This is a genomic window from Azospirillum sp. 11R-A, assembly GCF_049472615.1.
GTDB lineage: Bacteria > Pseudomonadota > Alphaproteobacteria > Azospirillales > Azospirillaceae > Azospirillum > Azospirillum palustre.
This window is the reverse complement of the sequence record NZ_JBCEBL010000003.1, coordinates 216,918-243,864: the sequence shown is the minus strand read 5'-3', so window position 1 is coordinate 243,864 and position 26,947 is coordinate 216,918. Positions and strand designations below refer to the sequence as shown.

25 protein-coding genes are annotated in these 26,947 nt (G+C 67.9%); 11 read left to right on the top strand and 14 right to left on the bottom strand.

Annotation, left to right across the window (positions count from 1 at the left end; genetic code table 11):
- Positions 1 to 2: 2 nt before the first annotated feature.
- The 4 genes from nifV to VH569_RS06780 all read right to left on the bottom strand — a co-directional run bounded on the left by nifV (position 3) and on the right by VH569_RS06780 (position 3,895).
- On the bottom strand, positions 3 to 1,124 hold the full coding sequence (nifV, locus tag VH569_RS06795) for a homocitrate synthase (RefSeq protein WP_423314684.1): 1,122 nt from the start codon (positions 1,122 to 1,124) through the stop codon (positions 3 to 5).
- A gap of 135 nt (positions 1,125 to 1,259) precedes the next feature.
- Positions 1,260 to 2,489: a cysteine desulfurase NifS gene (gene nifS, locus VH569_RS06790; protein WP_423314683.1), complete on the bottom strand. Its 1,230-nt coding sequence runs from the start codon at positions 2,487 to 2,489 to the stop codon at positions 1,260 to 1,262.
- Between the two features lie 15 nt (positions 2,490 to 2,504).
- A complete protein-coding gene (gene nifU / locus VH569_RS06785) occupies positions 2,505 to 3,428 on the bottom strand; it encodes a Fe-S cluster assembly protein NifU (protein ID WP_423314682.1) in 924 nt (307 codons plus the stop codon).
- Between the two features lie 71 nt (positions 3,429 to 3,499).
- Complete coding sequence (locus VH569_RS06780; protein ID WP_423314681.1) at positions 3,500 to 3,895, bottom strand: HesB/IscA family protein; 396 nt, start codon at positions 3,893 to 3,895, stop codon at positions 3,500 to 3,502.
- Between the two features lie 312 nt (positions 3,896 to 4,207).
- On the opposite strand from VH569_RS06780, the gene VH569_RS06775 reads away from it, so the two are divergent.
- On the top strand, positions 4,208 to 4,720 hold the full coding sequence (locus tag VH569_RS06775; RefSeq protein WP_423314680.1) for a hypothetical protein: 513 nt from the start codon (positions 4,208 to 4,210) through the stop codon (positions 4,718 to 4,720).
- Positions 4,721 to 4,913: 193 nt separating this feature from the next.
- On the opposite strand, the gene VH569_RS06770 is transcribed toward VH569_RS06775, so the two are convergent.
- Positions 4,914 to 6,044 (bottom strand): alkene reductase, encoded by a 1,131-nt coding sequence (locus VH569_RS06770; protein WP_423314679.1) that lies wholly within the window; start codon positions 6,042 to 6,044, stop codon positions 4,914 to 4,916.
- A 165-nt stretch (positions 6,045 to 6,209) separates the two neighbouring features.
- Here VH569_RS06770 and VH569_RS06765 point away from each other — a divergent pair, with 165 nt between their 5' ends.
- Entirely contained in the window at positions 6,210 to 6,872 is a 663-nt protein-coding gene (locus VH569_RS06765; protein ID WP_423314678.1) for a TetR/AcrR family transcriptional regulator, read from the top strand.
- 3 nt (positions 6,873 to 6,875) lie between these two features.
- Here VH569_RS06765 and rarD read toward each other — a convergent pair whose 3' ends face one another.
- From rarD to purB, 4 genes are all read right to left on the bottom strand, one after another.
- The gene (rarD, locus tag VH569_RS06760; protein ID WP_423314677.1) at positions 6,876 to 7,802 is read right to left on the bottom strand and encodes an EamA family transporter RarD; all 927 of its coding nucleotides are present in this window, start codon (positions 7,800 to 7,802) and stop codon (positions 6,876 to 6,878) included.
- 191 nt (positions 7,803 to 7,993) lie between these two features.
- Positions 7,994 to 8,329 (bottom strand): Grx4 family monothiol glutaredoxin, encoded by a 336-nt coding sequence (gene grxD / locus VH569_RS06755; protein WP_085088255.1) that lies wholly within the window; start codon positions 8,327 to 8,329, stop codon positions 7,994 to 7,996.
- An 86-nt stretch (positions 8,330 to 8,415) separates the two neighbouring features.
- A complete protein-coding gene (locus VH569_RS06750; protein WP_012973287.1) occupies positions 8,416 to 8,655 on the bottom strand; it encodes a BolA family protein in 240 nt (79 codons plus the stop codon).
- 162 nt (positions 8,656 to 8,817) lie between these two features.
- A complete protein-coding gene (gene purB, locus VH569_RS06745) occupies positions 8,818 to 10,113 on the bottom strand; it encodes an adenylosuccinate lyase (RefSeq protein WP_109051283.1) in 1,296 nt (431 codons plus the stop codon).
- A 433-nt stretch (positions 10,114 to 10,546) separates the two neighbouring features.
- Here purB and VH569_RS06740 point away from each other — a divergent pair, with 433 nt between their 5' ends.
- A complete protein-coding gene (locus VH569_RS06740; protein WP_423314676.1) occupies positions 10,547 to 13,819 on the top strand; it encodes a bifunctional diguanylate cyclase/phosphodiesterase in 3,273 nt (1,090 codons plus the stop codon).
- 22 nt (positions 13,820 to 13,841) lie between these two features.
- On the opposite strand, the gene VH569_RS06735 is transcribed toward VH569_RS06740, so the two are convergent.
- On the bottom strand, positions 13,842 to 14,600 hold the full coding sequence (locus VH569_RS06735) for a M48 family metallopeptidase (protein WP_423314675.1): 759 nt from the start codon (positions 14,598 to 14,600) through the stop codon (positions 13,842 to 13,844).
- Positions 14,601 to 14,864: 264 nt separating this feature from the next.
- Between VH569_RS06735 and VH569_RS06730 the strand changes: the two genes are divergently transcribed.
- The 5 genes from VH569_RS06730 (at position 14,865) to VH569_RS06710 (ending at position 21,045) form a co-directional block, all read left to right on the top strand.
- A complete protein-coding gene (locus VH569_RS06730) occupies positions 14,865 to 16,472 on the top strand; it encodes an ATP-binding protein (RefSeq protein WP_423314674.1) in 1,608 nt (535 codons plus the stop codon).
- Positions 16,473 to 16,780: 308 nt separating this feature from the next.
- Positions 16,781 to 18,136, top strand: a complete 1,356-nt coding sequence (gene ugpB, locus VH569_RS06725) for a sn-glycerol-3-phosphate ABC transporter substrate-binding protein UgpB (RefSeq protein WP_423314673.1) — start codon at positions 16,781 to 16,783, stop codon at positions 18,134 to 18,136.
- Positions 18,137 to 18,213: 77 nt separating this feature from the next.
- Complete coding sequence (ugpA, locus tag VH569_RS06720) at positions 18,214 to 19,098, top strand: sn-glycerol-3-phosphate ABC transporter permease UgpA (RefSeq protein ID WP_109051278.1); 885 nt, start codon at positions 18,214 to 18,216, stop codon at positions 19,096 to 19,098.
- A complete protein-coding gene (ugpE, locus tag VH569_RS06715; RefSeq protein WP_376958418.1) occupies positions 19,095 to 19,943 on the top strand; it encodes a sn-glycerol-3-phosphate ABC transporter permease UgpE in 849 nt (282 codons plus the stop codon). The genes ugpA and ugpE overlap by 4 nt, the downstream gene beginning before the upstream one ends.
- A gap of 25 nt (positions 19,944 to 19,968) precedes the next feature.
- Positions 19,969 to 21,045, top strand: a complete 1,077-nt coding sequence (locus VH569_RS06710; RefSeq protein WP_423314672.1) for a sn-glycerol-3-phosphate import ATP-binding protein UgpC — start codon at positions 19,969 to 19,971, stop codon at positions 21,043 to 21,045.
- 21 nt (positions 21,046 to 21,066) lie between these two features.
- Here the strand turns inward: VH569_RS06710 and VH569_RS06705 are convergent, their stop codons facing one another.
- Positions 21,067 to 21,231: a DUF1674 domain-containing protein gene (locus tag VH569_RS06705; RefSeq protein WP_423314671.1), complete on the bottom strand. Its 165-nt coding sequence runs from the start codon at positions 21,229 to 21,231 to the stop codon at positions 21,067 to 21,069.
- A 125-nt stretch (positions 21,232 to 21,356) separates the two neighbouring features.
- Between VH569_RS06705 and htpX the strand changes: the two genes are divergently transcribed.
- The 3 genes from htpX to VH569_RS06690 all read left to right on the top strand — a co-directional run bounded on the left by htpX (position 21,357) and on the right by VH569_RS06690 (position 24,153).
- Positions 21,357 to 22,364 (top strand): zinc metalloprotease HtpX, encoded by a 1,008-nt coding sequence (gene htpX / locus VH569_RS06700; RefSeq protein WP_423314670.1) that lies wholly within the window; start codon positions 21,357 to 21,359, stop codon positions 22,362 to 22,364.
- Positions 22,365 to 22,475: 111 nt separating this feature from the next.
- Positions 22,476 to 23,408: an exopolyphosphatase gene (locus VH569_RS06695; RefSeq protein WP_423314669.1), complete on the top strand. Its 933-nt coding sequence runs from the start codon at positions 22,476 to 22,478 to the stop codon at positions 23,406 to 23,408.
- Positions 23,409 to 23,433: 25 nt separating this feature from the next.
- Positions 23,434 to 24,153, top strand: coding sequence for a hypothetical protein (locus tag VH569_RS06690; RefSeq protein WP_423314668.1), 720 nt, complete (start codon positions 23,434 to 23,436; stop codon positions 24,151 to 24,153).
- A gap of 19 nt (positions 24,154 to 24,172) precedes the next feature.
- Here VH569_RS06690 and VH569_RS06685 read toward each other — a convergent pair whose 3' ends face one another.
- The 3 genes from VH569_RS06685 to VH569_RS06675 all read right to left on the bottom strand — a co-directional run bounded on the left by VH569_RS06685 (position 24,173) and on the right by VH569_RS06675 (position 26,845).
- A complete protein-coding gene (locus VH569_RS06685) occupies positions 24,173 to 25,060 on the bottom strand; it encodes a DMT family transporter (protein ID WP_423314667.1) in 888 nt (295 codons plus the stop codon).
- 191 nt (positions 25,061 to 25,251) lie between these two features.
- Positions 25,252 to 26,235 carry a cobalamin biosynthesis protein gene (locus tag VH569_RS06680; RefSeq protein ID WP_423314666.1) on the bottom strand — a complete coding sequence of 328 codons (984 nt, stop codon included), beginning with the start codon at positions 26,233 to 26,235 and terminating at the stop codon, positions 25,252 to 25,254.
- A gap of 34 nt (positions 26,236 to 26,269) precedes the next feature.
- Positions 26,270 to 26,845: an ankyrin repeat domain-containing protein gene (locus VH569_RS06675; RefSeq protein WP_423314665.1), complete on the bottom strand. Its 576-nt coding sequence runs from the start codon at positions 26,843 to 26,845 to the stop codon at positions 26,270 to 26,272.
- Positions 26,846 to 26,947: the final 102 nt, after the last annotated feature.

The following is a 26,947-nucleotide window of genomic DNA, read 5'->3' as shown; positions in this document are numbered from 1 at the left end:
GCTCATGTCGCCGCCTCCAGAAAGGCGTGCAGTTCCTCGGCCGTCGGCGGCCGCTTGGCGCGGGTGGCCAGCGCCCGGACGCGCGGTAGCACCGCCTGTGCGGTGGCGTCGTCGCAGGCGATGCCGAGCCGCTCATAGGCCAGCTTCACCGCCGCGGTGCCGGAATGCTTGCCCAGCACGATGCGGTGTTCGCGCCCGACCTCGGCCGGGTCGAAATTCTGGTAGGTGCTGCGGTCGCGCAGCAGCCCGTCGACATGGATGCCGGCCTCGTGGGTGAAGACGGCGGCGCCGACGATCGACTTGTTGACCGCCACCGGCCGGTTGGAGGCCCGTTCCACCAGATCGCTGATGGTGCCGAGCGACCGCGTCTCGACGCCGGTGTCGATGTGGTAGAGGTGCTTCAGCGACACCACCACCTCCTCCAGCGGCGCATTGCCGGCGCGCTCGCCCAGCCCGTTCACGGTGGTGTTGACGTGGGTGGCGCCGCCCAGCACCGCCGCCAGCGAATTGGCGTTGGCGAGGCCCAGATCGTCATGGGCGTGGATCTCGATCTCCAGGTCGGTGGCCCGGCGCAGCCGCTCGATGCAGGCGCGCGTCTGGAAGGGATCGAGCACGCCGAGCGTGTCGGCGAAGCGGAAGCGGCGGGCGCCGGCCTCCTGCGCCACCGTGGCGGCAGTAATCAGGAAATCCATGTCGGCGCGCGACGAATCCTCGCCGCCGACGCTGACCTCCATCCCCTGGTCGCGCGCCTGCTTCACCCGGCGCTCGATCTCGGCCAACGCCCAGGCGCGGCTGCGCTTCAGCTTCCTGGTGATGTGGATGTCCGACACCGGCATCGACAGGTTGACGAAGCCGACGTTGCAGGACAGTGCCGCCTTCAGGTCGGCGTCGTGCATGCGGCACCACACCATCAGCCGGCCTTTCAGCCCCAAGGACGCCACGGCGCGGATGCCCTCGCGCTCCTCCTCGCCCATGGCGGGAATGCCGATTTCCTGCTCCGGCACGCCGGCGGCGTCGAGCGCCTTGGCGATGGCGATCTTCTCGTCGAGCGTGAAGGCGACGCCGGCGGTCTGCTCGCCGTCGCGCAGCGTGGTGTCGTTGATGGTGGCGAAGGTGATGGGCATGGGGGGGCACCTCGCGCGCGGGGAAGACCTGTCCCCTTTGAAAAGTGTCGCAGGCCGGGGCGGGGACCCGCCCCGACGGGGTGTCGTCGGGCGGGGTGCCGGGACGGGCCACCGACCCGGCCTGCGATCTCGGTGTTAGGAATAAACGGGTGCGAACTCTTTGGGCTTGCCGGCTTCCTGCTGCCAGTAGGGCGACAGGCTGCGCAGCTTGGCGATGATGCCCGGCACCACGGCGATGACGTGGTCGATCTCGGCGTCGGTGGTGTCGCGCGACAGCGAGAAGCGGGTGGCGCCGTGCGCCGCCGTGTAGGGAACCCCCATGGCGCGCATCACGTGGCTCGGCTCCAGCGATCCCGAGGTGCAGGCCGATCCGGAGGATGCGGCGATGCCCTGCTCGTTCAGCAGCAGCAGGATGGCCTCGCCCTCGATGTATTCGAAGGCGATGTTGCAGGTGTTGGGCAGCCGGTTGTCCGGGTTGCCGGTGACGAAGCAGGCCGGCACGGCGGCCAGGATCGCCTGTTCCAGACGGTCGCGCTGTGCCTTCACCCGCGTGTTCTCCTCGCCCATGTGGGTGAGAGCGAGGTGGGCGGCGGCGCCCAGGCCGACGATGGCCGGCGCGTTCTCGGTGCCGGCGCGGCGCGAGCGCTCTTGGTGGCCGCCACGCAGCATCGGACGAAAGCGCAGGCCGCGCTTGACGTACAGCGCGCCGATGCCCTTCGGGGCGTGCAGCTTGTGGCCGGACAGCGACAGCATGTCGACCGCACTGTCGGCGAGCTTCATCGGGATTTTGCCGACCGCCTGGACGGCATCGGTGTGGAAGATGGCGCCGACCGCCTTGGCCATTTGCGCCAGCTCCTCGATCGGGAAGATCGTCCCGGTCTCGTTGTTGGCCCACATGATCGATACGATGGCGACCTGATCCGACAGCGCCGCCCGGTAGGCGTCGATGTCGAGGTTGCCCTTGTTGTCCACCGGGATGCGGTGGATCTTGTAGTCGCGCTTCTTCTCCAGATAGTCGCAGAGCGCCAGCACGGCGGGGTGCTCGACCACGCTGGTGACGATCTCGCGCTTCTTCGGATAGGCCTCGATGATCGACAGGATGGCGGTGTTGTCGCTTTCCGTGCCGCCCGAGGTGAAGATGATCTCGCTGTCGTGCGCCGCGCCCAGCAGGGCCTGGACCTGCTTGCGCGCCCATTCGATCTTGCCGCCGACCGCGGCGCCGAAGGCGTGCATCGAGGACGGGTTGCCGAAATGTTCGGTGAAGAGCGGCAGCATTTCCGCCAGCACGTCGGGATCGACGCGGGTGGTGGCGTTGTTGTCGAGATAGACGCCCCGGTTGGGAATGGTCACGTTCGGAATGGTCATCGCCGGTTCCTCCCCTTAGCCCGCATGGGCCGGCATGAGGGACGCGGGCTTGACCCGCACGAACTCGCCGAGCGCCTCGACCAGCTTCATCTGCACGCCCATCATGGTGCCGGCCGACTGCGAACAGCCGGAGCAGGCGCCGGTCAGCCGGACGTAGATGTCCTTGCCGTCGATGTCGACCAGTTCCACGTCGCCGCCGTCGCGCTGGATTTGCGGACGCATCTCCTCGATCGCACCCATGATCGCCTGCATCCGCTGCACGTTGGTCAGCTTGGGTGCGGCGGCCGGCTCCGGCTTGGCCGGCAACGGCTTGATGGCGTCGAGGCCGACGGTGCCGGGGGTGTGCTTCGCGGCCGGTTTCAGCGCGCCGGTCTTCGCCATCACCGCTTCCAGCACCTCTTCGATCTTCTCGTGGCAGGTCTGGCAGGAGCCGCCGGCCTTGGTGTAGTGGGTGACCTCCTCCAGCGAGGTCAGGCCGTTGACGGTCACCGCGCGCTCGATCATGGCGGCGTCGATGCCGAAGCACTTGCAGATCAGCTCGCCTTCCTCGTGGTCGTCGACCCACTCCTCGCCCTTGTAGTTGGCGATGGCGGCGCGCAGAGCCTCGGCCCCCATGACGGAGCAGTGCATCTTCTCCGGCGGCAGGCCGCCCAGATACTCGGCGATGTCCCGGTTGGTCAGGGTCAGCGCCTCGTCCACCGTCTTGCCGATGATCATCTCGGTCAGTGCCGAGGAGGACGCGATGGCCGATCCGCAGCCGAAGGTCTGGAACTTCGCATCCAGGATGATCTGGGTGTCGGGATCGACCTTCAGCATCAGACGCAGCGCGTCGCCGCAGGTGATGGAGCCGACCTCGCCGACCGCGTTGGCGCTGTCCAGGACACCGGAGTTCTTCGGGTTGAAGAAGTGTTCCTTGACCTTGTCGGTGTAGTTCCACATGTCGCTGCTGCCTTTCCGTGGGGTGCGCGCCTAGGGGAAGAGCTGTCTTGGAAGAGCCGTTCGGGGGACGTTCAGTGGGTCGAGTAGGGGGCGGACGAACCGCAGCCCGACGACGAAGTCGAGCAGGAGCCCCCGCTGCCGTCGCCGGCCGAGAAGGACTTGCCGCAGCCGCAGCTGCTCGTCGCGTTCGGGTTGTCGAACTTGAAGCCCGAGCCTTCGATGCCCTCGACGAAATCGACGACCACGCCCGACAGGAAGGGCTGGCTGTTGGCGTCGACGAAGATGGTGACGGGGCCGAAGCTGAGAACCGTGTCGTCGTCGCCGGCCGTCGCCTCCAGCCCCATCTGGTATTTCAGGCCGGCGCAGCCACCATCGGTCACCGCGATCCGCAAGCCCGCCGCCGCGCCACCGGACTTTTCCAGAACCCGTTCCAGGGTGGAGACCGCCGCATCCGTCAGAGTCACCATGTCCCGCCTCCTCAAGCCGCGTTGCCGGGGGTGCCGGCCAATCTGACGAGACATAAGCAAGGGGTGTGCCAGATAGGCAAGTTATTGAAGTAAAAGGATTGCCTGGTCGGATCGGTATGGCGAAAGTCCGACAATGTTTCGCCTACAAACGGTTTTGTCGGGTTTGGCGCGTGTCGGATTCGCGACAGCCGCGACACTTCGCCGCACAAAAATAATGTGGTTTTTCCCGGCGCGCCCGCGCCTACCATGGGGGCGTCGTCGGTGCGTCGGATGGTTGATTGCAGCAGCGGAAAAATTCAGGCGAGGGAAGCGATGAGCGACGAACCGATCGAACTCCGGATGTCGAACGGCCGCATGGCCTTCGGCGACGTGCCCGAACAGATCGACGAGCTTTTGCAGGAGGCGGTGAAGGTCCGCGACGTGCCCGACGCCTGCGAGGCGTTGCTGTGGGAGGCCCACCGCAAGGGACCGCGGGTGCTGCCGGTCTTCTACGCGCTCTACAAATTCTACTTCAACCGCAAGAAGCTGGGGGAGGCGGAGCGGGTGGCCCGCATCGGGCTGGATGCCGCGGCACTCCAGGGCGGCTTTCCGGCCGACTGGTCGCAACTGACCGCCGGTTCCACCGACTGGACGGCGGCTGGACCGGCGCGCTTCTTCCTGTTCACCATGAAGGCGCTGGCCTTCATCGAACTGCGCCGCCACAACCGCGGCAAGGCGCTGGCGATCCTCGCCAAGATGGCGGAGATCGACCCGGCCGATCAGGTCGGCTACGGCACCATCGCAGCACTTGCCCGCGGGTTGGAGGGAGAGGGCGGGGCGGCGTGAGCGACCCGGCCCGATAAGGCAGCCCCCCAAAAGAAGCCCCCCGGCCCAGGGGGGAACCGGGCCGGGGGCAGGGGGGATTTGCGTCTCACGACGCGCTCACGACGCGCTCTCTCACGTCGAGAGGAATTGCGGCCCCGATTGGGGATTCCCGATTGGGGATTCCGGGGGGGCGGAATTCGGGGCCGCAAACCTGTCAGGCGGCGATGGATTCCAGCGCCGGGTAATCGGTGTAACCCTTGGCATCGCCGCCGTAATAGGTGGTGCGGTCCGGTTCGGCCAGCGAGGCGCCGGCACGGAAGCGCACGGGCAGATCCGGGTTGGAGATGAAGGCCTCGCCGAAGCTGACTGCATCGGCCTCGCCGTTGGCGAGCGCCGCGACGGCGTCACCGCGGCCGTAGCCGCCATTCAGGATGAACGGACCCCTGTAGGCGGCGCGCAGGGTCGACGCCACGTGCGGCGTCCCCTCCGGCGGGGCCATGTGGTGGCCGGGCTTGCCCTCAATCACATGCAGATAGGCGAGGTTGAAGGGGTTCAGCGCCTTGGTGATCGCCAGGAAGTGCGGCAGCGGGTCGCTGTCCTTCATGTCGTTGAACACGCCGGTCGGCGACAGGCGGACGCCGATGCGGTCGGCGCCGACCGCATGGGCCGTCGCTTCCAGGATCTCCAGCAGGAAGCGGCAACGGTTCTCCACCGTTCCGCCATACTGGTCGGTGCGGGTGTTGGTGCTGTCGCGCAGGAACTGGTCGATCAGATAGCCGTTGGCCGCGTGGATCTCGACGCCGTCCAGGCCGGCATCGAAGACGGCGCGCTTGGCGGCATCGGCGAAATGGCGGACCAGGGCAGGGATCTCGGCGGTTTCAAGAGCGCGCGGAACCGGGAAGGGCTCCATGCCGGCGCCGGTGTAGAGCTGGCCCTTCGCCGCGATGGCCGACGGGGCGACCGGGGCGGCGCCGTTCGGCTGGAAGCGCGGGTGGGAAATGCGGCCGACATGCCAGAGCTGGGTGACGATCCGCCCGCCGGCCGTGTGCACGGCATCGGCGACTGCGCGCCATGCCAGGGTCTGGGCGTCGGTGTGGATGCCCGGCGTGCTGGGATAGCCCTGGGCGGTGTCGCAGACCTGCGTCGCCTCGGTGATGATCAGGCCGGCGGACGCGCGCTGCGCATAATATTCGGCGGTGAGCGCGGTTGGGCAGTTGCCGTCGCCGGCGCGGCTGCGGGTCATCGGCGCCATGACGACGCGATTCGGCAGTTCGATTGCGCCGAGACGCAGCGGGGTGAACAGATCCGGGGTGGCGGTGCTGTGCGTGTCGTTGCCGTGCGGCATGGCGGGAATACCCCCTGTTGGGCAATAGGCTTTTGGGGTGAGGTCTTGTATGTATGTGAGTACATACTTGAACCGACGCCTGCCGCTTGTCAAGTATGTATCTGCATACTTATTATGAAGCCGCCTATCGTGACGCGGATGGGGCGGACTGGAGAGGGACGGGTCTTGGACGCAAGCACTGACGCCGACGGCTGTTGCCCCGGAAACGGCACCGAGGGCGCCTGCGAGGGCGGAGCGCGCAAGCGCGACCGCGCCGCGACGGAAAGCGCGCTGCTCGACGCCGCCAAGGTGGTGTTCGCCGAGCGTGGCTTCGACGCGGCGACGACGCGGGAGATCTCCGGCCGTGCCGGGGTCAACGAACAACTGATCCAGCGCTATTTCTCAGGAAAGAGCGGGCTGCTGTTGGCGGTGGTCGAGCGCTATTGGCGCGAGGAAGCGGGCGGCTGTGACCTGCCGCCGCCGGACGACGATCTGGAAACCGACCTTGGCCGCTTCCTGCACGCGCAGCTGAAGCACAGCTGGAAATGCCGAGACTTCACCCGCGTCGTGCTGGCCCGCGCCCTGGTCGATCAGGCGGTGGCGGACGAGATGGCGCGCACCCTGTCGGAGAGCCGCATCCCCTGCCTGCTGAAACGGCTGGAGGGCTATCGCGAGCGCGGCGCCATCGCCGCCGACGCCGACCTCGCCAACGTGGCGGCCGGCATCGCGACGCTCAGCTTCGGGCTGGGCTTCCTCGATCAGGTGGTGTTCGGCCGCGACGACGCCGGCATCTGCGCGATGGTCGGCACGCTGGCCCACACCATCGCCCATGGCCTGACGCCGCGCTGACGCCTACTCCGCTGCTGCTGCGGCGCGGGTGGTGGCGCGGTGGCTGTGCACCGCGTCGGCGGTGAAGACGGCCAGGGCCACCCAGATGCAGGCGAAGGTGATGGCGTGGCTGTGGGTGAAGGCCTCGCCATAGACCAGCACGCCCAGCAGAAGCTGTCCGGTCGGCCCGACATATTGCAGCAGACCGAGGGTGGTCATGGTCAGCTTGCTCGCGCCGATCATGAACAGCACCAGCGGCACCGCCGTCATCGGTCCGGCCAGCACCAGCAGGGTGCTCTCCCCCCAGCCATGGCCGAAGGCGCCATCGCTGCCCAGCCACAGCAGATAGCCCAGCGCTGCCGGCAGCAGCAGGGCGGTTTCCACCAGCAGGCCGATCACCGGATCGATCGCCGCCTTCTTGCGCACCAGGGCGTAGAAGCCGAAGGACAGCGCCAGTGACAGCGCGACCCAGGGCACGGCGCCATAGCTGACGACGAGGCTGCCGACGCCGGCCGCGGCGATGGCGACCGCCAGTATCCGGCCGCGGCTGAGCCGTTCGTTCAGGAACAGCACGCCCAGCAGCACATTGACCAGTGGGTTGATGAAGTATCCCAGGCTGGCCTCGACCAGCCGGCTGTTCACCACCGCCCAGATGAAGACGGTCCAATTGACGGTGACCAGCAGGGTGGTGACCACCAGAATGCCCAGCCGGCGCCAGTTGCCGACCGCGGCGACGACGGCCGCCGGCCCGCGGGTCGCCAGCACGCCGACGCCGACCAGCACCACGGTCCACACCACGCGGTGGGCGACGATCTCCACCGCGCCGACATCGCCCAGGGATTTGAAGAAGACGGGGTTGACCAGCCCCCAGATCAGGTAGGAGGCAAGCGCCGCGACGAACGCGGCGGTTGTGGAGGTCGGGGCCTGGGCGGGCGGCGGGGTCTGAGCCATACCGTCCGTTTAGCACATTGTTTGTGCAATCTGGCAGCGGGCCGCCGGGCATGGCCGGGCTGCGCGGCCGGCATCGCTGCACGTCATCCTGGTGTCGGGCATCGACGGTGCCCAGCATGGAAAAGGTGCCGGGCATGGAAAAGCCCCGCCGGAGCGGGGCTTTTCCATTGCTCACCGGACCGGCGCTGCGGTCAGGCGGCGGTGGCGACGCCCTTGTCGGCCATCAGGGTCTGCAGCTCGCCCGACTCGTACATCTCGCGGACGATGTCGCAGCCGCCGACCAGCTCGCCCTTGACGTAGAGCTGCGGGAAGGTCGGCCAGTTCGAGTATTCCTTCAGGCCCTGGCGCAGGCCCGGGTCCTCCAGGATGTTGACGCCCTTGAACTTGACGCCGGTGTGGCTCAGCACCTGGACGACGGCGGCGGAGAAGCCGCACTGCGGGAACACCGGGGTCCCCTTCATGTACAGCACGACATCGTTGTTCTTGATGTCCTGCTCGATGCGCTCGACGACGTTCTGATCGACCATGACCTGATAACCCTTCCGATTAAGGCCCGGCTGCGCCGGGGCCTTGTCCGTTGCAACTTTGATCAGGCGCCCTCAGGCACCTTGCGTCAGGCGCCCTCAGGCACCGCGGTGGTCAGCGCCAGGGCGTGCAGTTCGCCGCCCATCTTTCCCTGGAGGGATGCGTAGACCATCTGGTGCTGCTGCACCCGGCTCTTGCCCTTGAAGGCGGCGGAGGTGACGAGCGCGGCATAGTGATCGCCGTCGCCGCGCAGGTCCGCGATCTCGACGACCGCGTCCGGGATGCCCTCCTTGATGAGCTTTTCGATCGTGGCGGCTTCCATCGCCATGGGTCTGGTCCTCGCTCTGTTCAGGATTGCCCCGCCCGGGCACACGCTTATCGGAATAGAGTAGGTGCGGCCGGGCCGTTTGTCATCCACCGGCAAGTCTTTGCCGCCCTGCGGAAGACGCCGTAACGGCCCGGATGCCCCTCGTTCAACAGGAGATGCCTGTTATTCGCCGAACACGCGCTTGAACACCGTGTCGACATGCTTGGTGTGGTAGGTCATGTCGAACATCGGCTCCAGCTTGTCGCGGCCGATGTGCTTGGCGATGTCGGCGTCGTTCGACAGCAGGTCCAGATAGTTGCCGCCCTTTTCCCACACCTGCATGGCGTTACGCTGCACCGCCTTGTAGCTGTCCTCGCGGCTCATGCCGGCCTGGGTCAGGGCCAGCAGGACGCGCTGCGAGAAGACCAGCCCGCCCAGGTCGTCCAGGTTCTTCTGCATGCGCTCCGGGTAGACCACCAGCTTTTCCATCATGCCGGTCAGGCGCACCAGGGCGAAGTCCAGGGTGACGGTGGCGTCGGGACCGATCATCCGCTCGACCGAGCTGTGGGAGATGTCGCGCTCGTGCCACAGCGCCACGTTCTCCAGCGCCGGGACGACGGCGGAGCGCACGATGCGGGCCAGCCCGGTCAGGTTCTCCGACAGGACCGGGTTGCGCTTGTGCGGCATCGCCGACGAGCCCTTCTGGCCGGGGTGGAAATACTCCTCCGCCTCACGTACTTCGGTGCGCTGGAGGTGGCGGATTTCCGTCGCCAGATTCTCGACGCTCGACGCGATCACGCCCAGCACGGAGAAGAAGAAGGCGTGGCGGTCGCGCGGAATGACCTGGGTCGACACCGGCTCGACCGACAGGCCGAGCTTGGCGGCGACATGCTCCTCCACCCGCGGGTCGATGTTGGCGAAGGTGCCGACGGCGCCGGAGATGGCGCAGGTGGCGATGTCCTGGCGCGCCTGGACCAGACGCTCGCGCCCGCGGGCGAAGGCGGCGTAGTGGCCGGCCAGCTTCAGGCCGAAGGTCGTCGGCTCGGCATGGATGCCGTGGCTGCGGCCGATGGTGACGGTGTTCTTGTGCTCGTACGCCCGGCGCTTCAGCGCGGCCAGCAGGGCGTCCATGTCGGCCAGCAGCAGGTCGGCGGCCTGGGTCAGCTGGACGGCGAGGCAGGTGTCCAGCACGTCCGACGAGGTCATGCCCTGGTGGACGAAGCGGGCTTCCGGACCGACATATTCGGCGAGGTTGGTCAGGAAGGCGATGACATCGTGCCGGGTCTCGCGTTCGATCTCGTCGATGCGGTCGATCTCCCACTTGCCGCGCTCCCACACCGCCTTGGCGGCCTCCTTCGGGATCACGCCCAGCTCGGCCTGCGCGTCGCAGGCGTGCGCCTCGATCTCGAACCAGATGCGGAAGCGGTTTTCCGGCTCCCAGATGCGGGCCATTTCGTGGCGGGTATAGCGGGGGATCATCGGCACTCTCCGGAGGATGCTGGCGCTGGAAAAGGAGCGGCTGCGGTCTGACGGCACGCGCGCGCGACCATAGCGGTGCCGGGGGGCGTTTTAAAGCCTCGCGATGGCCCGATCCGTCCGCCCGCCCCCCAGCCCGATCCGCTCCGCTGTTGGCGGCATTAATCTTCACGGGCGAATCCTTGCCAGCCTAAGGGAATCCGCGCCTAACGTTGCGCGGGCGCACTTTCCGTCAATTCCCTGTCAACATGCGGATCCGTACGCTGTCGTCCATCCAGACGCGAGGAAAACAGTCAAAGAGTCGCGCCCGGGTGGATTTGATTTGCTTGCAGTTGAATCCGCGCGAGCATTAAGCAACACTTGCACAGCGCATCGGGACCGGCCCCAGCCGGTTTCCGCGAGTTCCACCGAACAGGCCATCCGAAGGGAGCCCTTCTTGTCCGACCCCGTCGCCGAGCTGGTCCGTGCGCCGTCGCGCTCGTCCGACGAGGCCCGGCTCTACCGCCTGCAATTCCTGGCGTCGATGGCGCTGGTGTCGGCGCTCGTCCTCGGGCTTGGCTTCTACTTCGTCTGGCAGCATTGGGCCGACCTGGAGCACGACCTCCAGCAGAGCGAGGCGCGCTATGTCGAGGAGCAGCATCAGGCCCTGGTGCAGGAGGTGGAGAACGCGCAGTCCTACCTCGCCTACATGCGCTCCCGCGTCGAACCGCTTCTGAAGGAACAGCTGCGCGCCCAGGTCGACGAGGCCTATTCCATCGCCCGCAGCGTCCATGACCGGGAAAAGGACATCCTGCCCGAAGCGTCGGTGAAGGAATCGATCAAGCAGACGCTGCGGCCGCTGCGCTTCTCCGGCGGGCGCGGCTATTACTTCATCAACGACCTGAACGGCGAATCGGTGCTGATGCCGGTCGACCCGTCGCGGGAGGGGACCTCTCCCTTCTCCGCCCCCGATCCGCAGGGGGCCGCCGTGATGCGCGAGCTGATGCGGGCCGTCCAGGATCCCAGCCTGCGCGGCTTCGCCCGCTATCGCTGGCGCATGCCGGACGATCCGGTCCAAACCGGCGACAGATCGGCGGTGGACAAGCTGGCCTTCGTCCGCCGTTTCGAACCCTATGACTGGGTGATCGGCGCCAGCGACGCGCTGGGGGCGGTGGAGGCGCGGTTGCAGCACGAATCGCTGGAGCGTCTGCGCGCCTTCCGCTTCGGGGAAACCGGCTATGTCGGCGTGCTGCGCCAGGACGGGCAGGTGCTGCTGTCGCCCACCGCCCCGGCGTCGGAGGGGATGAACGCCCGCGACCTGCCGTGGAAGACCGAGCGCGACCTCGTCACCCGGCTGCTGGAACTCGGACGCCAGGGCGGCGGCGAACTGCGCTACGACTGGATCCACCCGGTCACCGCGCGGCCGACGCCGAAGATGGCCTATGTCTCGGCCCCCAGCGTCTGGGGCTGGATCCTGGTCGCCGGCTTCTACATCGACGATGTCGGCAAGGAGATGGAGGTCCGCCGGGCGGAGATCAGCCGCGGCGTCAACCAGCGCGTCTGGACCACGGTGGCGGTGCTGGCCGTGGCGCTGGCCGCGTCGGTCGGCGTGTCATGGCTGGTCACCGGCTGGATCCGGCGCATCGTCGGCGGCTATCAGCTGCGGGTCAGGCACAGCGACAGCATGCTGCGCGAACGGGCGCGCCAGCTGTATCTCGCCAACTTCTTCATCGACCATGTGTCGGAGATCGTCGTGCTCGCCGACGCCGGCCTGCGCATCGCCTACATCAATCCCTTCGGCTGCCAAGCCCTGGGCGGGACGCTGGAAGACCTCGTGATGGGGCAGGCCGACCTGCTGAAGCGCTTCGCCGCCGAGGGCGAGGATGCGGCCAGCCATTACGAGACCGCCTACCGCACCGCCGACGGCCGCACGCTGGAGCTTGAGGTCACCGCCAGCCGCATCACCTACGAGGGCGACGTCTATTACTCGGCCATCGCCCGCGACATCAGCGAGCGCAAGCGGGCGGAATGGCAGCTGCGCCTGTCGGCCAAGGTGTTCGACAACGCGGCGGAGGGCATGTTCGTCGCCAACGAAGAGCTGGAGATCGTCGCCGCCAACGACGCCTTCTCCCGCATCACCGGCTATGATCGCGACGAGGTGCTGGGCCGCGGTCCCGACTTCCTGCGCTCCGACCGCAACCCGTCGGGCTTCTACGAAGATTTGTGGGTTCAGCTGCGCGAGAGCGGCCATTGGGCCGGCGAGATCTGGAGCACCCGCAAGAACGGCGAGGTGTTTCCAGAGTGGCTGAGCGTCAAGCTGGTCCGCAACGAGGACGGCGCCGTCGCCAACTACATCGCCGCCTTCAGCGACATCACCGCGACCCGCGCGCAGGAGGAGCGTATCCGCCATCTGGCGCAGTTCGATTTCCTGACCGACCTGCCCAACCGCTTCCTGCTGCGCGACCGGCTGGAGCGCGCCATGCTGGCCGCCGGGCGCCACGGCACCAGGGTCGGGCTGCTGTTCGTCGATCTCGACCGCTTCAAGACGATCAACGACAGCCTGGGCCATCAGGTCGGCGACGACCTGCTGCGCGAGGTGGCCGGGCGGCTGACCGCCACCGTGCGGGCGAGCGACACCGTCAGCCGCCAGGGCGGCGACGAGTTCATCATCCTGATCAACGACATGGACGGCCCCGACGCCGCCGGCATCGTCGCGCGCAAGGTTCTGCACGCTTTGTCGGAACCCTATCTGATCGACGGGCACGAGTTGCAGGTCACGCCCTCCATCGGCATCGCCATCTACCCCGACGACGGCACCGGCATCGACGGGCTGCTGAAAAGCGCCGACATGGCGATGTATGCCGCGAAGGAGGCCGGACGCGCCACCTACCAGTTCTTCACGCCGGAGCTGAACCGCCGCGCCTCCGACCGGATGTGGACCGAAAGCAACCTGCGCCGGGCGCTCGCCAACAACGAGCTGGAGCTGCATTTCCAGCCGCAGTTCTCCATGGACGGCCGCCGGCTGATCGGGGCGGAGGCGCTGGTGCGCTGGCGCCAGCCCGACGGCACGCTGATCATGCCCGGCCAGTTCATTCCGGTGGCCGAGGATACCGGCCTGATCCTGCCGTTGGGCGATTGGGTGCTGGGCGAGGCCTGCCGCCGCGCGGCCGAGCTGCTGCGCCACCACGATCTGCTGATCGCCGTCAACCTGTCGGCGGTGCAGGTGCGCCGTCCGGGACTGGCGGAGCGGGTGGCCGGCTGGCTGTCGGCCTACGGCATCCCGCCCTCGGCCCTGGAGCTGGAGGTGACGGAAAGCGTCCTGATGGACGAGTCCGACGTGGTGTCGGAAACCTTCGCGCGGCTGCGCGAGCTGGGCGTGCCGGTCGCCATCGACGATTTCGGCACCGGCTATTCCTCGCTGGCCTATCTGAAGCGCTTCCGCGTCGACAAGCTGAAGATCGACCGCAGCTTCGTCAGCGGCCTGCGCGCCGGCAACCCGGACAGCGGCGCCATCGCCGAGGCGGTCATCGGCATGGCGCGCAGCTTGCGCATGCAGACGCTGGCCGAAGGGGTGGAGACGGAGGAGCAGTATGGCTGCCTCGCCGAGATGGGCTGCGACCAGTGCCAGGGCTATCTGCTGGGCCGTCCGATGCCCTACGAGGATTTCCTGGAGTTCGTCCGGCGCGATGCCGCCGCAGCCGAGCCGCGGGTGGCCGAACCGGTGGGTTAGGCGGTCGATCGGGGGCCGGGCGTCACCCGTACCGCAGCAGCCGCGTGCCGTTCGCCTTCAGCCAGGCCCGCGGCCAGTCCACGCCGCTGCCGTCCGTCAGGCTGGCGCACAGCGCCCAGAAGCGCGGCGAGTGGTTCATCTCGCGCAGATGGGCCACCTCATGCCCGACCACATAATCCAGCACCGGTTCCGGCGTCAGGATCAGCCGCCAGGAGAAGGACAGCCGGCCGGTGGACGAACAGCTGCCCCAGCGGCTTTTGGTGTCGCGGATCGTGACCGCCGCCACGCGGGCGCCGATGGTCGCGGCCTTCAGCCGGGCACGGGTCGCCAGCTCGCGCTTGGCCTCCGCGGTCAGGAAATCGCGGATGCGGCGGGAGACATGGTCCGGCTGGCCGCCGACCAGCAGGGCGCCATCCTCGATCCGCGTCGGGCCGCGCATGGCAGGGTCGTGGCGGATGACATGCTCGATGCCGAGATAGGGCACGCTGGCGCCGTCGGCGAAGGGCAGGGACGGCGGCATCGCCGCCAGCCGCGCCCGCAGCCAGCCGTCATGCCGGCCGACGAACTGGCGGGCATCGGTTTCCGACACGCCGACCGGCACCACCACCTGGACCAGCCCGCGCCCGGCATCGACCCGCAGGGTCATGCGGGTCGCGCGCGCGCTTTCCCGCAGCTCCAGCGGAATCGGCAGGCCGGATATCTCCAGCGCGCGGGGCGGCTGGGGCGGCCGGGCGGCGGATCGCTTGCGGCGACGCAAAAGGGCGGGGAGGCGTTGCACCATGCCGTCTTATAGCGCGGCCGGCGCCGGCTGCGGAAGCATCCTCCGCCCTTTGTCGGAATGGTGCCGCGGCCCAGTTTCGGCTTAAAGCATTAGGGCTTTCGAACGATCCCTGCCTATGGGGTCGACTGAGGTCACATTTGACACGATCGATCGGGGCACAAGATAAAGCAGAGGTAACGCGGTGGTCGCCAGACCTCCCATTTGCTGCCGGTTCACATGTTCGTTTGCTTATGGTCGCCCCCTTAGCATTGCCGAGTACATGCCATGCCCCTCATCCCTGGAAAAACTCCGTCACGTGAGGATTGGCTGGACGCCCTGCTGTCGGCCAACGGTTCTCCCCAGGCCCTGCTTGGCGAGGACGGGCGCGTGCTGGTGGCGAATCCGGCCTTCGCCGCCCTGACCGGCCATGCGCCGGGCGGGGTGGAGGGGCTGTCGCTGGCAGAGGCCGGGCTGCCGGCCGAAACGGCCGAAGGGATCGACGGACTGCGGCGGCGGGTGATGGCGACCGGTACGCTGGCCTCAACCACCGGACCGCTTCCCGGCTTTCCCTGCATGCTGGCGCTGACGCCCGTCCCGGACGCCGATGGCCGCACCGGCGCGGTGGCTCTTGTCGCCGATGCCGGGGCCGCCGCCCTGGCGGAAGCGAGGGCGGAGGCGGCACAGGCCCGCGCCGATGCCGAGCGCGCCCGCACCGCCAAGGGCAAGTTCCTGTCGGCGGCCAGCCACGATCTGCGCCAGCCTTTCCAGGCGATGCACCTGTTCCACCATCTGCTGAGCGGCCGGCTGACCGATCCGGCCTCCATCGAGCTGGCGAACAAGCTGGAGCAGGCGATCCTCGGCGGCGAGGCGCTGCTGCGCGCCCTGCTGGAGGTCTCGGCGCTGGAGGCCGGGCTGGTCACCGCCAAGCCGCAGACCTTCCCGGTCGACGAACTGTTCGCCAAGATGCTGGAGGAGTTCGGCCCGGAGGCGGAGACGAAGGGCCTGCGCCTCAACATCCACCCGTTCGACGCCGACATCACCAGCGACCCGGCGCTGATGGAGCGGCTGCTGCGGCCGATCATGGCCAACGCCCTGCGCTACACGCTGAAGGGCGGCGTCCTGCTGGCGGCGCGGCGGCGCGGCGAGTTCCTGCGCATCGAGGTGTGGGACACCGGTGTCGGCATCGACCCGTCCAACCATGCCGTGATCTTCGAGGATTTCCACCAGCTCGGCAATCCGGGGCGCGACCGCAAGCAGGGGCTTGGCCTAGGCCTCGCCATCGTGCGTCGGCTGGGGCAGGTGCTGGGGCATCCGGTGACGGTGCGCTCCAGGCTCGGCAAGGGCTCCGTTTTTGCAGTGGAGGTGCCGCTGGCCGGCAATGACGGCGACCGCTCGGGCGACAACTCCGGCGACAGCGAGCCGGAGCCGGTGGCCGGCCAGTCGTCCTTCGCCGCTGCCACACCCATGGAGACCGGCACGGTGCTGGTGATCGAGGACGACGCGGTGCAGCTTGAGGGGATCGGGCTGCTGTTGCGCGGCTGGGGCTATGCGGTCATCCCCGCCCGCGGCATCGACGAAGCCTGTGCCGGGCTGGAGGGCGGTGCGGCGGCGCCCGACCTCGTGCTGTCCGACCTGCGCCTGTCGGGGCCGGAGACCGGCATCGACGCCATCCAGGCGGTCCGTGCCCGCTGCGGCCGGCGGGTGCCGGGCGTCATCGTCACCGGCGACACCGATCCCGACCGGCTGCGCAGCGTCGACCGCAGCGGCTTTCCCCTGGTCCATAAACCCTGCGATCCGGCCGCCCTGCGCCGCCTGCTGAGCCGCAGCCTGATGGCCGGACGGGCCGGTTCCCTGCCGTCCGCCCGCTGGCCGGATGCCGTCTGTCAGCGTTAGCCGTTCCGCACTTGCGCGTTTTCGCTCTGCAACATTCCATCGCTGCGATTTTCACGTCATAAAACTGTAATGCGGCGTCTTGACAGACCCGCGTATGCGTGCGCAGTGTGACGGTTAGAGCAACCAAACAGTTTCGAAAGCGATCATCGCGCTGCCGGTCTTTTTCGCAATCGCACACAACGTCGCGCACATTGGCGTGTGCAGCGGCCTCTGCGATTGCCACCAAAACTTCACGAAAGCGTCGCCGGACGGCAACCCGTTGCCCTCATGACAACCGCGAACCATACCGGGATAGGGAGACCCACCGCATGTTGACCCGCCGCAAGCTTGCCCTCCTGTCGGGCGCCGCCGCCACCTCCGCCCTGCTGTTCGCCGCCGCACTGCCGGGCTCGGCTCTCGCGCAGCAGAAGACCGTGATCGATTTCTGGCACGGCCTGCCGCAGCCGCTGGGCGGCCAGCTGGAGCAGATCGCCAAGGACTTCAACGACAGCCAGCAGGCGGTCCAGGTCAACGCCTCCTACAAGGGCAGCTATCCGGAGACGATGCAGGCGGCCATCGCCGCCTTCCGCGCCGGCAACGCGCCGCACATCGTGCAGATGTTCGAGGTCGGGACCGCCACCATGATGGCCGCCGGTCCGGCGGTGAAGCCGGTCTACCAGCTGATGCAGGAGACGGGCGCGTCCTTCGACGCCGACGCCTACATCCCGGCGGTGAAGGGGTACTACTCGTCCAAGGACGGGAAGATGATGGCGCTGCCGTTCAACAGCTCCAGCACCATCATGTTCTACAACAAGGACGCCTTCCAGAAGGCCGGCCTCGATCCCAATAAGCCGCCGGCGACCTGGCCGGAGATGATCGAGGCGACGAAGAAGCTGAAGGCGTCCGGCTCCACCTGCCCGCTGACCACCGCCTGGCCGGTGTGGGCACAGTTCGAACAGCTGGGCGCCATCCACAACACGCCCTTCGCCAGCCAGGGCAACGGCTTCGGCGGCCTGAACGCCGAGCTGAAGATCGACGCCCCGCTCTACGTCAAGCATGTCCAGACGCTGATCGACATGCAGAAGGACGGCCTGTTCAAGTATGGCGGCCGCGACAACAAGCCCGACGCCCTGTTCCCGTCGGGCGAATGCGCGATGATCCACGCCTCGTCGGGCCTGCGCAGCCGCATCCTGAAGGAGGCGACCTTCGCCTGGGGTGCCGCTCCGCTGCCCTACTGGCCGGAATTCGCCAAGGACGGCCCGAAGAACAGCATCATCGGCGGCGCCGCCTTCTGGGTGATGACCTCGCCCAAGCGCACGCCGGCCGAATACAAGGCGGTGTCGCAGTTCTTCACCTACCTCGCCAAGCCCGAGGTCGATGCCAAGTGGCACATGGACACCGGCTACGTCCCGGTGACGATGAAGGGCTTCGAACTCGCCAAGGCGCAGGGCTATTACGAGAAGAACCCCGGCGCCGACGTGCCGGCCGCCCAGCTGACCCGGACGCCGACCACCGAGAACAGCATGGGCCTGCGCCTGGGCAACCTGCCTGAAATCCGCAACATCATCCAGGAAGAGCTTGAGAAGGCCTTCCAGGGCCAGCAGGACGCCAAGCAGGCGCTCGACGCCTCGATCAAGCGCGGCAACACCGTGCTGCGCAACTTCGAGCGCGCCAACAAGGGCTGATCCCGTCTGCAACGTCCTTCCCCCGCCCGGTGGCGGGGGAAGGATTGCGCTGTTTACCATTCACGAAAGACCATCCTTTGCAGCGTCGCGTCACCTTCGACAACCGGCTGTTGCCCTACCTGCTGCTGGCGCCGCAGGTGGCCGTGACGCTGGTGTTCTTCATCTGGCCGGCAGCCAACGCGATCTGGCAGTCGGTGCACCTGCAGGATGCCTTCGGCATCCGCAGCGAGTTCGTCTGGTTCGAGAACTTCACCAATGTGCTGGGCGACCCGAACTATCTCGACACGCTGAAGGTCACGGTCGTCTTCAGCCTGGCGGTGACCGTGCTGGCGATGGGGCTGGCGCTGCTGCTGGCGGTGCTGGCCGATTCGAAGATCAAGGGCGCGCGGGCCTACAAGACGATGCTGATCTGGCCCTACGCGCTGGCCCCGGCCGTCGCGGCGGTGCTGTGGATGTTCATCTTCAACCCCGACATCGGATCCTTCGGCCGGGCGCTGCGGGCGCTGGGCTATGATTGGGATTACCGGCTGAACGGCGGGCAGGCGCTGACGATGGTGATCATGGCCGCCAGTTGGAAGCAGGTGTCCTACAACTTCATCTTCTTCCTGGCCGGATTGCAGGCGATCCCGCGCTCGGTGATGGAGGCGGCCAGCATCGACGGTGCCGGTCCGGTGCGGCGGTTCTGGACCATCACCTTCCCGCTGCTGTCGCCGACTACCTTCTTCCTGCTGGTGGTCGACATGGTCTACGCCTTCTTCGAAACCTTCGGCACCATCCATGCGCTGACCCAGGGCGGGCCAGGCAAAGCTACGGAGACGCTGATCTTCCGCGTCTATCAGGACGGCGTCGTCAACAACGACCTCGGCGGATCGTCGGCCCAGTCGGTGATCCTGATGGTGATCGTCATCGCGCTGACCGCGGTGCAGTTCCGCTTCGTCGAGCGCAAGGTCCACTACTCATGAAGCCGACCCGTTTCATCGATCTGCTGCCGCACATCGTCCTGATCGTCGGCGTCCTGATCTTCGCCTATCCGATCTATGTGACGCTGATCGGCTCCACCTGGGATTCCGGCACCATCGGCCGCGGCGGCCTGCCGCTGTGGCCGGGCGGGCAGGGGGTGACCAACTACGCCCAGGCCTGGGTGGGCGAGGCCGGCGACCGCGCCATGTACACGCCCGTCCGCACCATGATGCTGAACAGCCTGGTGATGGCGCTGTCCATCGCGCTGGGCAAGATCGCCATCTCCATCCTGTCGGCCTATGCGGTGGCCTTTTTCCGCTTTCCGCTGCGCATGGCCTTCTTCTGGCTGATCTTCATCACGCTGATGCTGCCGGTGGAGGTGCGGATCATCCCGACCTACAAGGTCGTCGCCGACCTGGGCCTGATCAACACCTATGCCGGGCTGGCCATCCCGCTGATCGCGTCGGCCACCGCGACCCTGCTGTTCCGCCAGTTCTTCCTGACCATTCCGGACGAACTGCTGGAGGCGGCGAAGATCGACGGCGCCGGTCCGGTGCGCTTCTTCATCGACGTGGTGCTGCCGCTGTCGCGCACCAACATCGCAGCGCTGTTCGTCATCCTCTTCATCTATGGCTGGAACCAGTATCTCTGGCCGCTTCTGGTCACCAGCAGCGGCGACATGGAAACCATCGTGACCGGCATCACCAAGATGATCGGCACCGGCGAATCGGCCAACGACTGGCACATCATCATGGCGACCACGGTGCTGGCGATGCTTCCGCCGGTGGCGGTGGTGGTGTTCATGCAGCGCTGGTTCGTCAAAGGTCTTGTGGACAGCGAAAAATAAGCGCGGGCGAAGGGAAAGAAGAACAATGGCAACCGTTGAAATCCGCAACGTCCGCAAGTCCTACGGCCCGGTCGAAGCGATCAAGGGCATCGACATCGCGATCCAGGACGGGGAATTCCTGGTCCTGCTCGGCCCGTCGGGCTGCGGCAAGTCCACCCTGCTGCGCATGGTCGCCGGGCTGGAAGGCATCACCGGCGGCGAGATCGCCATCGGCGGGCGCGTGGTCAACCATCTGGACCCCAAGGATCGCGACATCGCGATGGTGTTCCAGAACTACGCGCTCTATCCGCACATGACGGTCTTCGACAACATGGCCTACGGCCTGAAGATCCGCGGGATTCCGAAGGCGGAAATCCGGGCGCGCGTCGACAAGGCGGCGAACATCCTCGAACTCGGCCGCTTCCTCGACCGCCGGCCGAGCCAGTTGTCGGGCGGCCAGCGCCAGCGCGTCGCCATGGGGCGCGCCATCGTGCGCGAGCCGGCCGCCTTCCTGTTCGACGAGCCGCTGTCGAACCTGGACGCCAAGCTGCGCACCCAGATGCGGGTGGAGATCAAGCGGCTTCAGGACCGGCTCGGCATCACCAGCCTCTACGTCACCCACGATCAGGTCGAGGCGATGACGCTGGCCGACCGCATCCTGGTGATGAACCATGGCGTGGCCGAGCAGATCGGCACGCCGCTGGAGGTCTACCAGCGTCCGGCCAGCCTGTTCGTTGCCGGCTTCATCGGCTCGCCGCCGATGAATGTGCTGGACGGCCGCATCGACGACCGCGGCGAGGCGGTGCTGCTGCCCGGCGGCCAGCGCCTTGCCCTGCCGCAGGCGCGCCCGACCGACGCGGGCCGTCCGGTGAAGCTCGGCATCCGGCCGGAGCACATGGCCGTCGCCGCAGAGGGGTTCTCCGGAGGCTTCTCCATCGAGATCGAACTGGTCGAGGCGCTGGGCGCCGACACCGTGGTCTATGGCCGTCTGCCGGACGGCGAAAGCCTGCTCGTCCGCATGGCCGGCATCCCCACCGTGCGCGAGCGCGACCGGCTGACGGTCACCCCGCAGGACGGCGCCCTGCACCTGTTCGACGCGGTGACCGGCCGGCGGATGGAGTGACCGGGGGCGGTCGCTCTCCGCTCAGAAGTCCGAACAGCGTCCCTTGAACTCCCAGTCGCCGTAGCGGGTCGGCTCCGGCCCCTTCGGGCCGCCGATCTCGCCCGGCTTCTGTTCCGGCCCCTTGGCTTCCGTGGTGTCGGGCACCGTCTCGGCGGCGTCCTGCTGCGGCTTTGTCGGTTCGGTCATCATGTCCATCGCGAAACTGTGGGCATCCTGTCAGGCATCTTGAACGCGGGCGCGCCCCGGACCCATATCTGGATCATGTCCGGGATCGGAGCGGGTTACCCCGCTTCGGCCCATCCTGAACCGATATGGCCATCATGACCAGCTATCTGAAGACCACCATCCTCCTTGCCGGCCTGACGGCGATCTTCATGGCGGTCGGCTTCCTGCTGGGCGGCAAGACCGGCCTGATCATCGCCTTCGTCATGGCGCTGGGCATGAATTTGTTCAGCTACTGGAATTCGGGCGACATGGTGCTGTCGATGTATGGCGCCCGCGAGGTCGACGCCTATTCCGCCCCCGAGTTCCACGGCATCGTCGCCCGGCTGGCGGAACGCGCCGGCCTGCCGATGCCGCGCGTCTACATCATCCAGAACGACCAGCCCAACGCCTTCGCCACCGGCCGCGACCCGGACCATGCGGCGGTCGCCGCCACCACCGGCCTGTTGCAGCGCCTGACGCCGGAGGAGATCGCCGGCGTGATGGCGCATGAGCTGGCCCATGTGAAGAACCGCGACACCCTGATCATGACGATCACCGCGACCATTGCCGGCGCGGTGTCGATGCTCGGCAATTTCGGCCTGTTCTTCGGCGGCTCCAGCAACGACGAGCGCGGCGGCAACCCGCTGGGCATGGTCGGGGCGATCCTCGCCGCCATCCTCGCCCCCATCGCCGCGACGCTGGTGCAGATGGCGATCAGCCGCACCCGCGAGTTCGAGGCCGACCGCATCGGCGCGGAGATCTGCGGCCGTCCCAACTGGCTGGCCGACGCGCTGACCAACATCCACAACAGCGCCAACCACATCCCCAATTATCAGGCGGAGGCGCACCCGGCGACCGCCCACCTGTTCATCGCCAACCCGCTCAGCGGTGCCAGCATGGCCAGCCTGTTCTCCACCCACCCCGACATGGGCGAGCGGGTGGCGCGGCTCCGCGCGATGGCTGCCCGGACCGGCAGCTTCAGCAGCGGGCTCGGCGGTGGCGGCTTCGGGGGTGGCCAGACCCCGCCGCGCGACGGCCGCTCGCCCTGGGGTGCGCCGCCGCAAGGCGGCCAGGGCGGCTTCATGCCGCAGAACCGCCGTGGCCCCTGGGGCTGATCTGGGGCTGATCTCGCGAGCGGGTCTCTGGTAAAGGATTGCGCGCCGAAGGGGTAGGCGACTACCCTTCCGGCACGCGCTCAATCATGACGGTCGCCAGGGGATTCTTGCATGTCCGACGCCGCGAAGTACCGCCTTGTCACCCGGTCCGATTTCGACGGGCTCGTCTGCGCCGTCCTGTTGAAGGAGCTGGGCATCCTCGACGAGATCAAGTTCGTCCATCCCAAGGACATGCAGGACGGCAAGATCGAGATCACCGACCGCGACATCACCACCAACCTGCCTTACGTCGACGGCGCCCATCTGGTGTTCGACCATCACCTGTCGGAAACCATGCGCGTCGGCGAGAAGCCCAACCACATCATCGACCCCAAGGCGCCGTCGGCCGCCCGCGTCGTCTATGATTACTATGGCGGGAAGGAGCGTTTTCCCACCATCTCCGACGAGATGATGGAAGCGGTCGATCAGGCCGACTCGGCGCAGTATCAGCGCGAGGACATCCTGAACCCGACCGGCTGGACCCTGCTGAACTTCATCATGGACGCGCGGACCGGCCTGGGCCGCTTCCGCGAGTTCCGGGTGTCGAACTACCAGCTGATGATGGATCTGATCGACTATTGCCGCAGCCATACCATCGAGCAGATCCTGGATCTGCCCGACGTGAAGGAGCGGGTGGAGCTTTACACCCAGCATGCCGAGCTGTTCGTCGACCAGCTGAAGCGCTGCGCCACCGTGCATGGCAACATCGTCGTGCTCGACCTCCGCAAGGAGGAAACGATCTATGCCGGCAACCGCTTCATGATCTACGCGCTGTTCCCCGACACCAACGTGTCGATCCATGTCCTGTGGGGCCTGAAGCAGCAGAATACCGTGCTGGCCTGCGGCAAGTCGATCCTGGACCGCAGTTCCAAGACGGACATCGGCCCGTTGATGCTCCAGTATGGCGGCGGCGGCCATCAGGCGGCCGGAACCTGCCAGGTCGACAACGACCGGGCCGAAGAGGTACTGGAGGCGATCGTCGCCCGCATGCGCGCGGACGGCTGAGCGTCACCGACCGGGTTTTGAGCGATTGAGCGCCTTTCTTCCTTTTCCCCACAACGCTTTGTTCGACGCCGGCTGGCTGTCCGCCCTGTCCGGCGAGGTGCCGAGGACGGAGGCGCTCGACCGTGCCCGGCCGGTGGTCGCCGATGCCATCGCCCGCACCGCTGCGGCAGGGGCGGCGGCGCTGGCCGGCATCGAGGCGTTGGTGGCGAGGGCGGCGCTCGACGCCATCCCGGCCCTGCTGGCGGCGGAGACGGTGGAGTTGCCGGACGCCGCCGCGGCGAGCGAGCGCTCGATTCATGAGTTGATGAGCCGCGTGGCCTACAAGCGCCGCGAGCTGATGCCGCTGTTCCCCGAGTTGATCGAGCGGGTCGCCGCGGTCCATGCCGCCGCGATCCATGCCTGCGGCACTGCCCGCTGGCGGCTGATGGCGGCGCGGGCGCGGATGCAGCCCGGCCGGCCGTCCAGCCCGATCCAGGGCGCCGGCACCCGCTATGTGAAGAGCGACCGCTTCGATGCCCGCGCCGTCGAAAGCCTACCCGGCATCGACCGCACCCGCGCCGACCGCATCCTCAAGCGGCTGGGCGAGGCGCCGGTGCCGGACGAGCTGGAGCTTCGCCCGCTGGATGGGGCTGGCGATCTCTGGACGATCAAGGCCGGCGGGATCAGCCGCTTCATCCTGCGGGTCGAGCGCGACCGGCGGGGACCGTTCTACATGGTGGAGGATGTCGGGCCGCAGGCCGCCTGACGGCTGCCGGCCCGACGGTTCAGGAGGACTGCCGCGACCGCATCTGTTCGCGATAGAAGATGTAGACGCCGCTGCCGACGATGACGGCGGTGCCGAGGATCGTCGACAGGCGCAGCTCCTCGCCGAACAGCATCAGCGAATAGACCGCCGCCCACACCAGCGTGGTGTAGCCGAAGGGCGCCACGGTGGCGGCCGGGGCGGCGCTGTAGGCGCGGATCAGGCAGAAATGGCTGATGCCGCCCAGCGTCCCCAGCAGGATCATCAGCGCCGCGCCCGTCAGGTCGGGCGTCACCCAGTTGAAGGGCAGGGCCAGCGTGCAGGCGACCGTCCCGGCCATGCCGGTGTAGAAGATGGTGGTCGTCGGCGAGTCCGCGCCCCGCAGCTTGCGGGTGGCGATCTGGTACAGCGCGTTGCTGAAGGCCGCGGCCAGCGGCAGGGCCAGCGCCCATTGGAAGGTGCCGCCCACCGGCCCGACGATGATCAGGGCGCCGGCCATCCCGACCAGCACGCCAACCCAGCGCCGCCAGCCGACTTTCTCGCCCAGCAAGGGCACCGACAGCGCCGTGATCAGGACCGGCACGGCGGCGGCAATCGCCTGCACCTCTGCGAACGGGATGCTGCGCAGGGCCAGCACGGCGAACAGCGTGGTCGCCAGCAGCAGGCAGGAGCGGACGAGTTGCAGCGGCAGCCGGTGCGACACCATCAGATGCGGGCTGCGCCACGCGACGACCGTGCCCACCAGCAGCATGTGCACGGCGAAACGCGCCCAGGCGACCTCCACCACCGGATAGCTCTTGGTCAGAACCCGGATGGTGGCGTCCTGGGTGACGAACAGCAGCGTCGTCAGCATCATCCAGAAAATGCCGGCCCGGCCCGACCGCCGTTCCGCCAGGGCCCGCTCGGCCAAAGTATTTTCCGCCAAAGTCGCTTCCGCCGGCGCAGCCTCAGCCGCAGCCGGCGCACTCTCTCCCGTACTCATCGCCCCCGCTTTCCCTGCTTCGCCATACTAGTATATGGACGGGACGCGGGCGGTGGCCTGACAAGGACGGGACATTGCCGTGTCCGGGGCGCAGGGCTGCGGCACAGGGTTGCGGCACCTCAGATCCCGGCCACGCCCCACAACAGCAGCGCCACCAGCCCGACCAGCAGCAGGGAGGCGACGGCGGAAAGTGCGAGCGCTCGCCCGATGTCGGCGGGGGTGACGCGGGCGCGGCCGTCGCCGATCCAGTTCTCGGTGATGACCACGCCGCCGTCGCGGTGCGGGCCGCCCAGCGCCAGCCCCAGCGCGCCGGCCATCGCGGCGATGGGCCAGCCCATGTTCAGCGACGGATGCTTGCGCGCGTCGCGGCCGAGAGCGCGCAAGGCGCCGCCGGCCTTGGCGGTGCCGATGAAGGGGGCGGCCAGCGCCAGCAGCAGACCGGCCAGACGGGCGGGCAGGGCGTTCAGCGCATCGTCCAGCGTCGCCGCGGTCGATCCGAAGCGGCCATGGCGGACGCCGGGGCTGCCGAGCGCGGCGTCGGCGCCGTCCATCGCGGTCCAGACGAACAGGCCCGGCACGCCGAGCAGGGCATAGCCGAAGACCGGCGCCACCAGCTTGCGGTCGAAGGCGCGGGCGGCAGCCTCCACCGCCGCGCGGGCGATGCCATGCTCGTCCAGCCCATAGACATGGCGGCGGGTCAGCGACTGGATCGCCTCCTGCCCGGCGACGACTCCGCCGCTTTCCAGCGCCCGGCGCACCGCCCGAACGCGGGTCCAGGCCGCCCGGCCGCGCAGGCCGCAGAGCAGGGCCAGCAACTCCACCATCCAGCCGCGGCCGATGGAACCGATCCACTCCACCAGCAGCCCAGCCGCGGCGGCGATGAGCACCAGCGCCAGCACCACCAGCGCCCCGCGGAACATTTGAGCCGACTTGCCCCGCTCCGCCCGGTTCAGCCGGGCATCGGCGGCGTTGCAGAAGCGCCGCGCCAGCCCGGCCGGGTCCGGCAGGATGCGGTCCAGCCAGTCGCCGAACAGCGCGTCGATCCCCAGCGCCAGCAGCAGAAGCAGCAGCGGACCGGGACCGCCGAAGGCCGAACCGAACATGGAGTCTCCGGGGCAGAGGATCAGCGGAAGGGGGTCAGCGGGCGCCGGCTTGGCGCAGCAAGGTTCCTACGCGCGAGTTGCGGCTTTCCTGCGCCCAGTTCAGCGCGGTCCGTCCGGTGAAGTCGGAACGGTCGACCTTGGCCCCCGCCTTCAGCAGCCGGTCCACCACGTCGGCCCGGCCGTTGCGGGCGGCGACCATCAGCGGGGTCATGCCTTCGCGGTTCTCCATGTCGACCTTGGCGCCCTTCTTCAGCAGCAGGTCGATCAGTTCCGGATTGCCGCTCTCCGCAGCGGCCAGCAGCGGGGTGACGCCGGCCTTGTCGGCGCGGTTCACGTTGGCGCCGCTGTCCAGCAGCAGGGCGGCGATGGCCGGGCTGGAGCGGTCGACGGCAGCCAGCAGGGCGGTCTTGCCATGGATGTCCGCCTGGTTGGGGTTCTCGCCCCGCAACAGGGCGCCCTTCGTCTTGGTGACGTCGCCGTCATTGACCGCCTGCATCAGGCCGGTGTCCTGGAACAGGCTGATCTGGGCGAGGGCCGGGGCGGCTGAGCCGACGGACAGGCCGGCCGCAAGCAGAGGGGCGAACAGGGTGGCGAGCAGGAGCCGCTTCATGGCGGGTATCCTTCCTTGACAGCATGGGTGCCGGATACTAGCCAGAACACCGGTGCTTTTGCCAGATCGGCCTTCATCGCCAGACCCTGCGCCGGCAGATCC

Excerpts from the sequence above, each read along its gene's own strand:
- nifV (WP_423314684.1), bottom strand. The coding sequence starts at position 1,124 with ATGCCCATCACCTTCGCCACCATCAACGACACCACGCTGCGCGACGGC.
- nifS (WP_423314683.1), bottom strand. The coding sequence starts at position 2,489 with ATGACCATTCCGAACGTGACCATTCCCAACCGGGGCGTCTATCTCGAC.
- nifU (WP_423314682.1), bottom strand. The coding sequence starts at position 3,428 with ATGTGGAACTACACCGACAAGGTCAAGGAACACTTCTTCAACCCGAAG.
- VH569_RS06780 (WP_423314681.1), bottom strand. The coding sequence starts at position 3,895 with ATGGTGACTCTGACGGATGCGGCGGTCTCCACCCTGGAACGGGTTCTG.
- VH569_RS06775 (WP_423314680.1), top strand. The coding sequence starts at position 4,208 with ATGAGCGACGAACCGATCGAACTCCGGATGTCGAACGGCCGCATGGCC.
- VH569_RS06770 (WP_423314679.1), bottom strand. The coding sequence starts at position 6,044 with ATGCCGCACGGCAACGACACGCACAGCACCGCCACCCCGGATCTGTTC.
- rarD (WP_423314677.1), bottom strand. The coding sequence starts at position 7,802 with ATGGCTCAGACCCCGCCGCCCGCCCAGGCCCCGACCTCCACAACCGCC.
- grxD (WP_085088255.1), bottom strand. The coding sequence starts at position 8,329 with ATGGTCGATCAGAACGTCGTCGAGCGCATCGAGCAGGACATCAAGAAC.
- VH569_RS06750 (WP_012973287.1), bottom strand. The coding sequence starts at position 8,655 with ATGGCGATGGAAGCCGCCACGATCGAAAAGCTCATCAAGGAGGGCATC.
- purB (WP_109051283.1), bottom strand. The coding sequence starts at position 10,113 with ATGATCCCCCGCTATACCCGCCACGAAATGGCCCGCATCTGGGAGCCG.
- VH569_RS06735 (WP_423314675.1), bottom strand. The coding sequence starts at position 14,600 with ATGGTGCAACGCCTCCCCGCCCTTTTGCGTCGCCGCAAGCGATCCGCC.
- VH569_RS06730 (WP_423314674.1), top strand. The coding sequence starts at position 14,865 with ATGCCCCTCATCCCTGGAAAAACTCCGTCACGTGAGGATTGGCTGGAC.
- ugpB (WP_423314673.1), top strand. The coding sequence starts at position 16,781 with ATGTTGACCCGCCGCAAGCTTGCCCTCCTGTCGGGCGCCGCCGCCACC.
- ugpE (WP_376958418.1), top strand. The coding sequence starts at position 19,095 with ATGAAGCCGACCCGTTTCATCGATCTGCTGCCGCACATCGTCCTGATC.
- VH569_RS06710 (WP_423314672.1), top strand. The coding sequence starts at position 19,969 with ATGGCAACCGTTGAAATCCGCAACGTCCGCAAGTCCTACGGCCCGGTC.
- VH569_RS06705 (WP_423314671.1), bottom strand. The coding sequence starts at position 21,231 with ATGACCGAACCGACAAAGCCGCAGCAGGACGCCGCCGAGACGGTGCCC.
- htpX (WP_423314670.1), top strand. The coding sequence starts at position 21,357 with ATGGCCATCATGACCAGCTATCTGAAGACCACCATCCTCCTTGCCGGC.
- VH569_RS06695 (WP_423314669.1), top strand. The coding sequence starts at position 22,476 with ATGTCCGACGCCGCGAAGTACCGCCTTGTCACCCGGTCCGATTTCGAC.
- VH569_RS06680 (WP_423314666.1), bottom strand. The coding sequence starts at position 26,235 with ATGTTCGGTTCGGCCTTCGGCGGTCCCGGTCCGCTGCTGCTTCTGCTG.
- VH569_RS06675 (WP_423314665.1), bottom strand. The coding sequence starts at position 26,845 with ATGAAGCGGCTCCTGCTCGCCACCCTGTTCGCCCCTCTGCTTGCGGCC.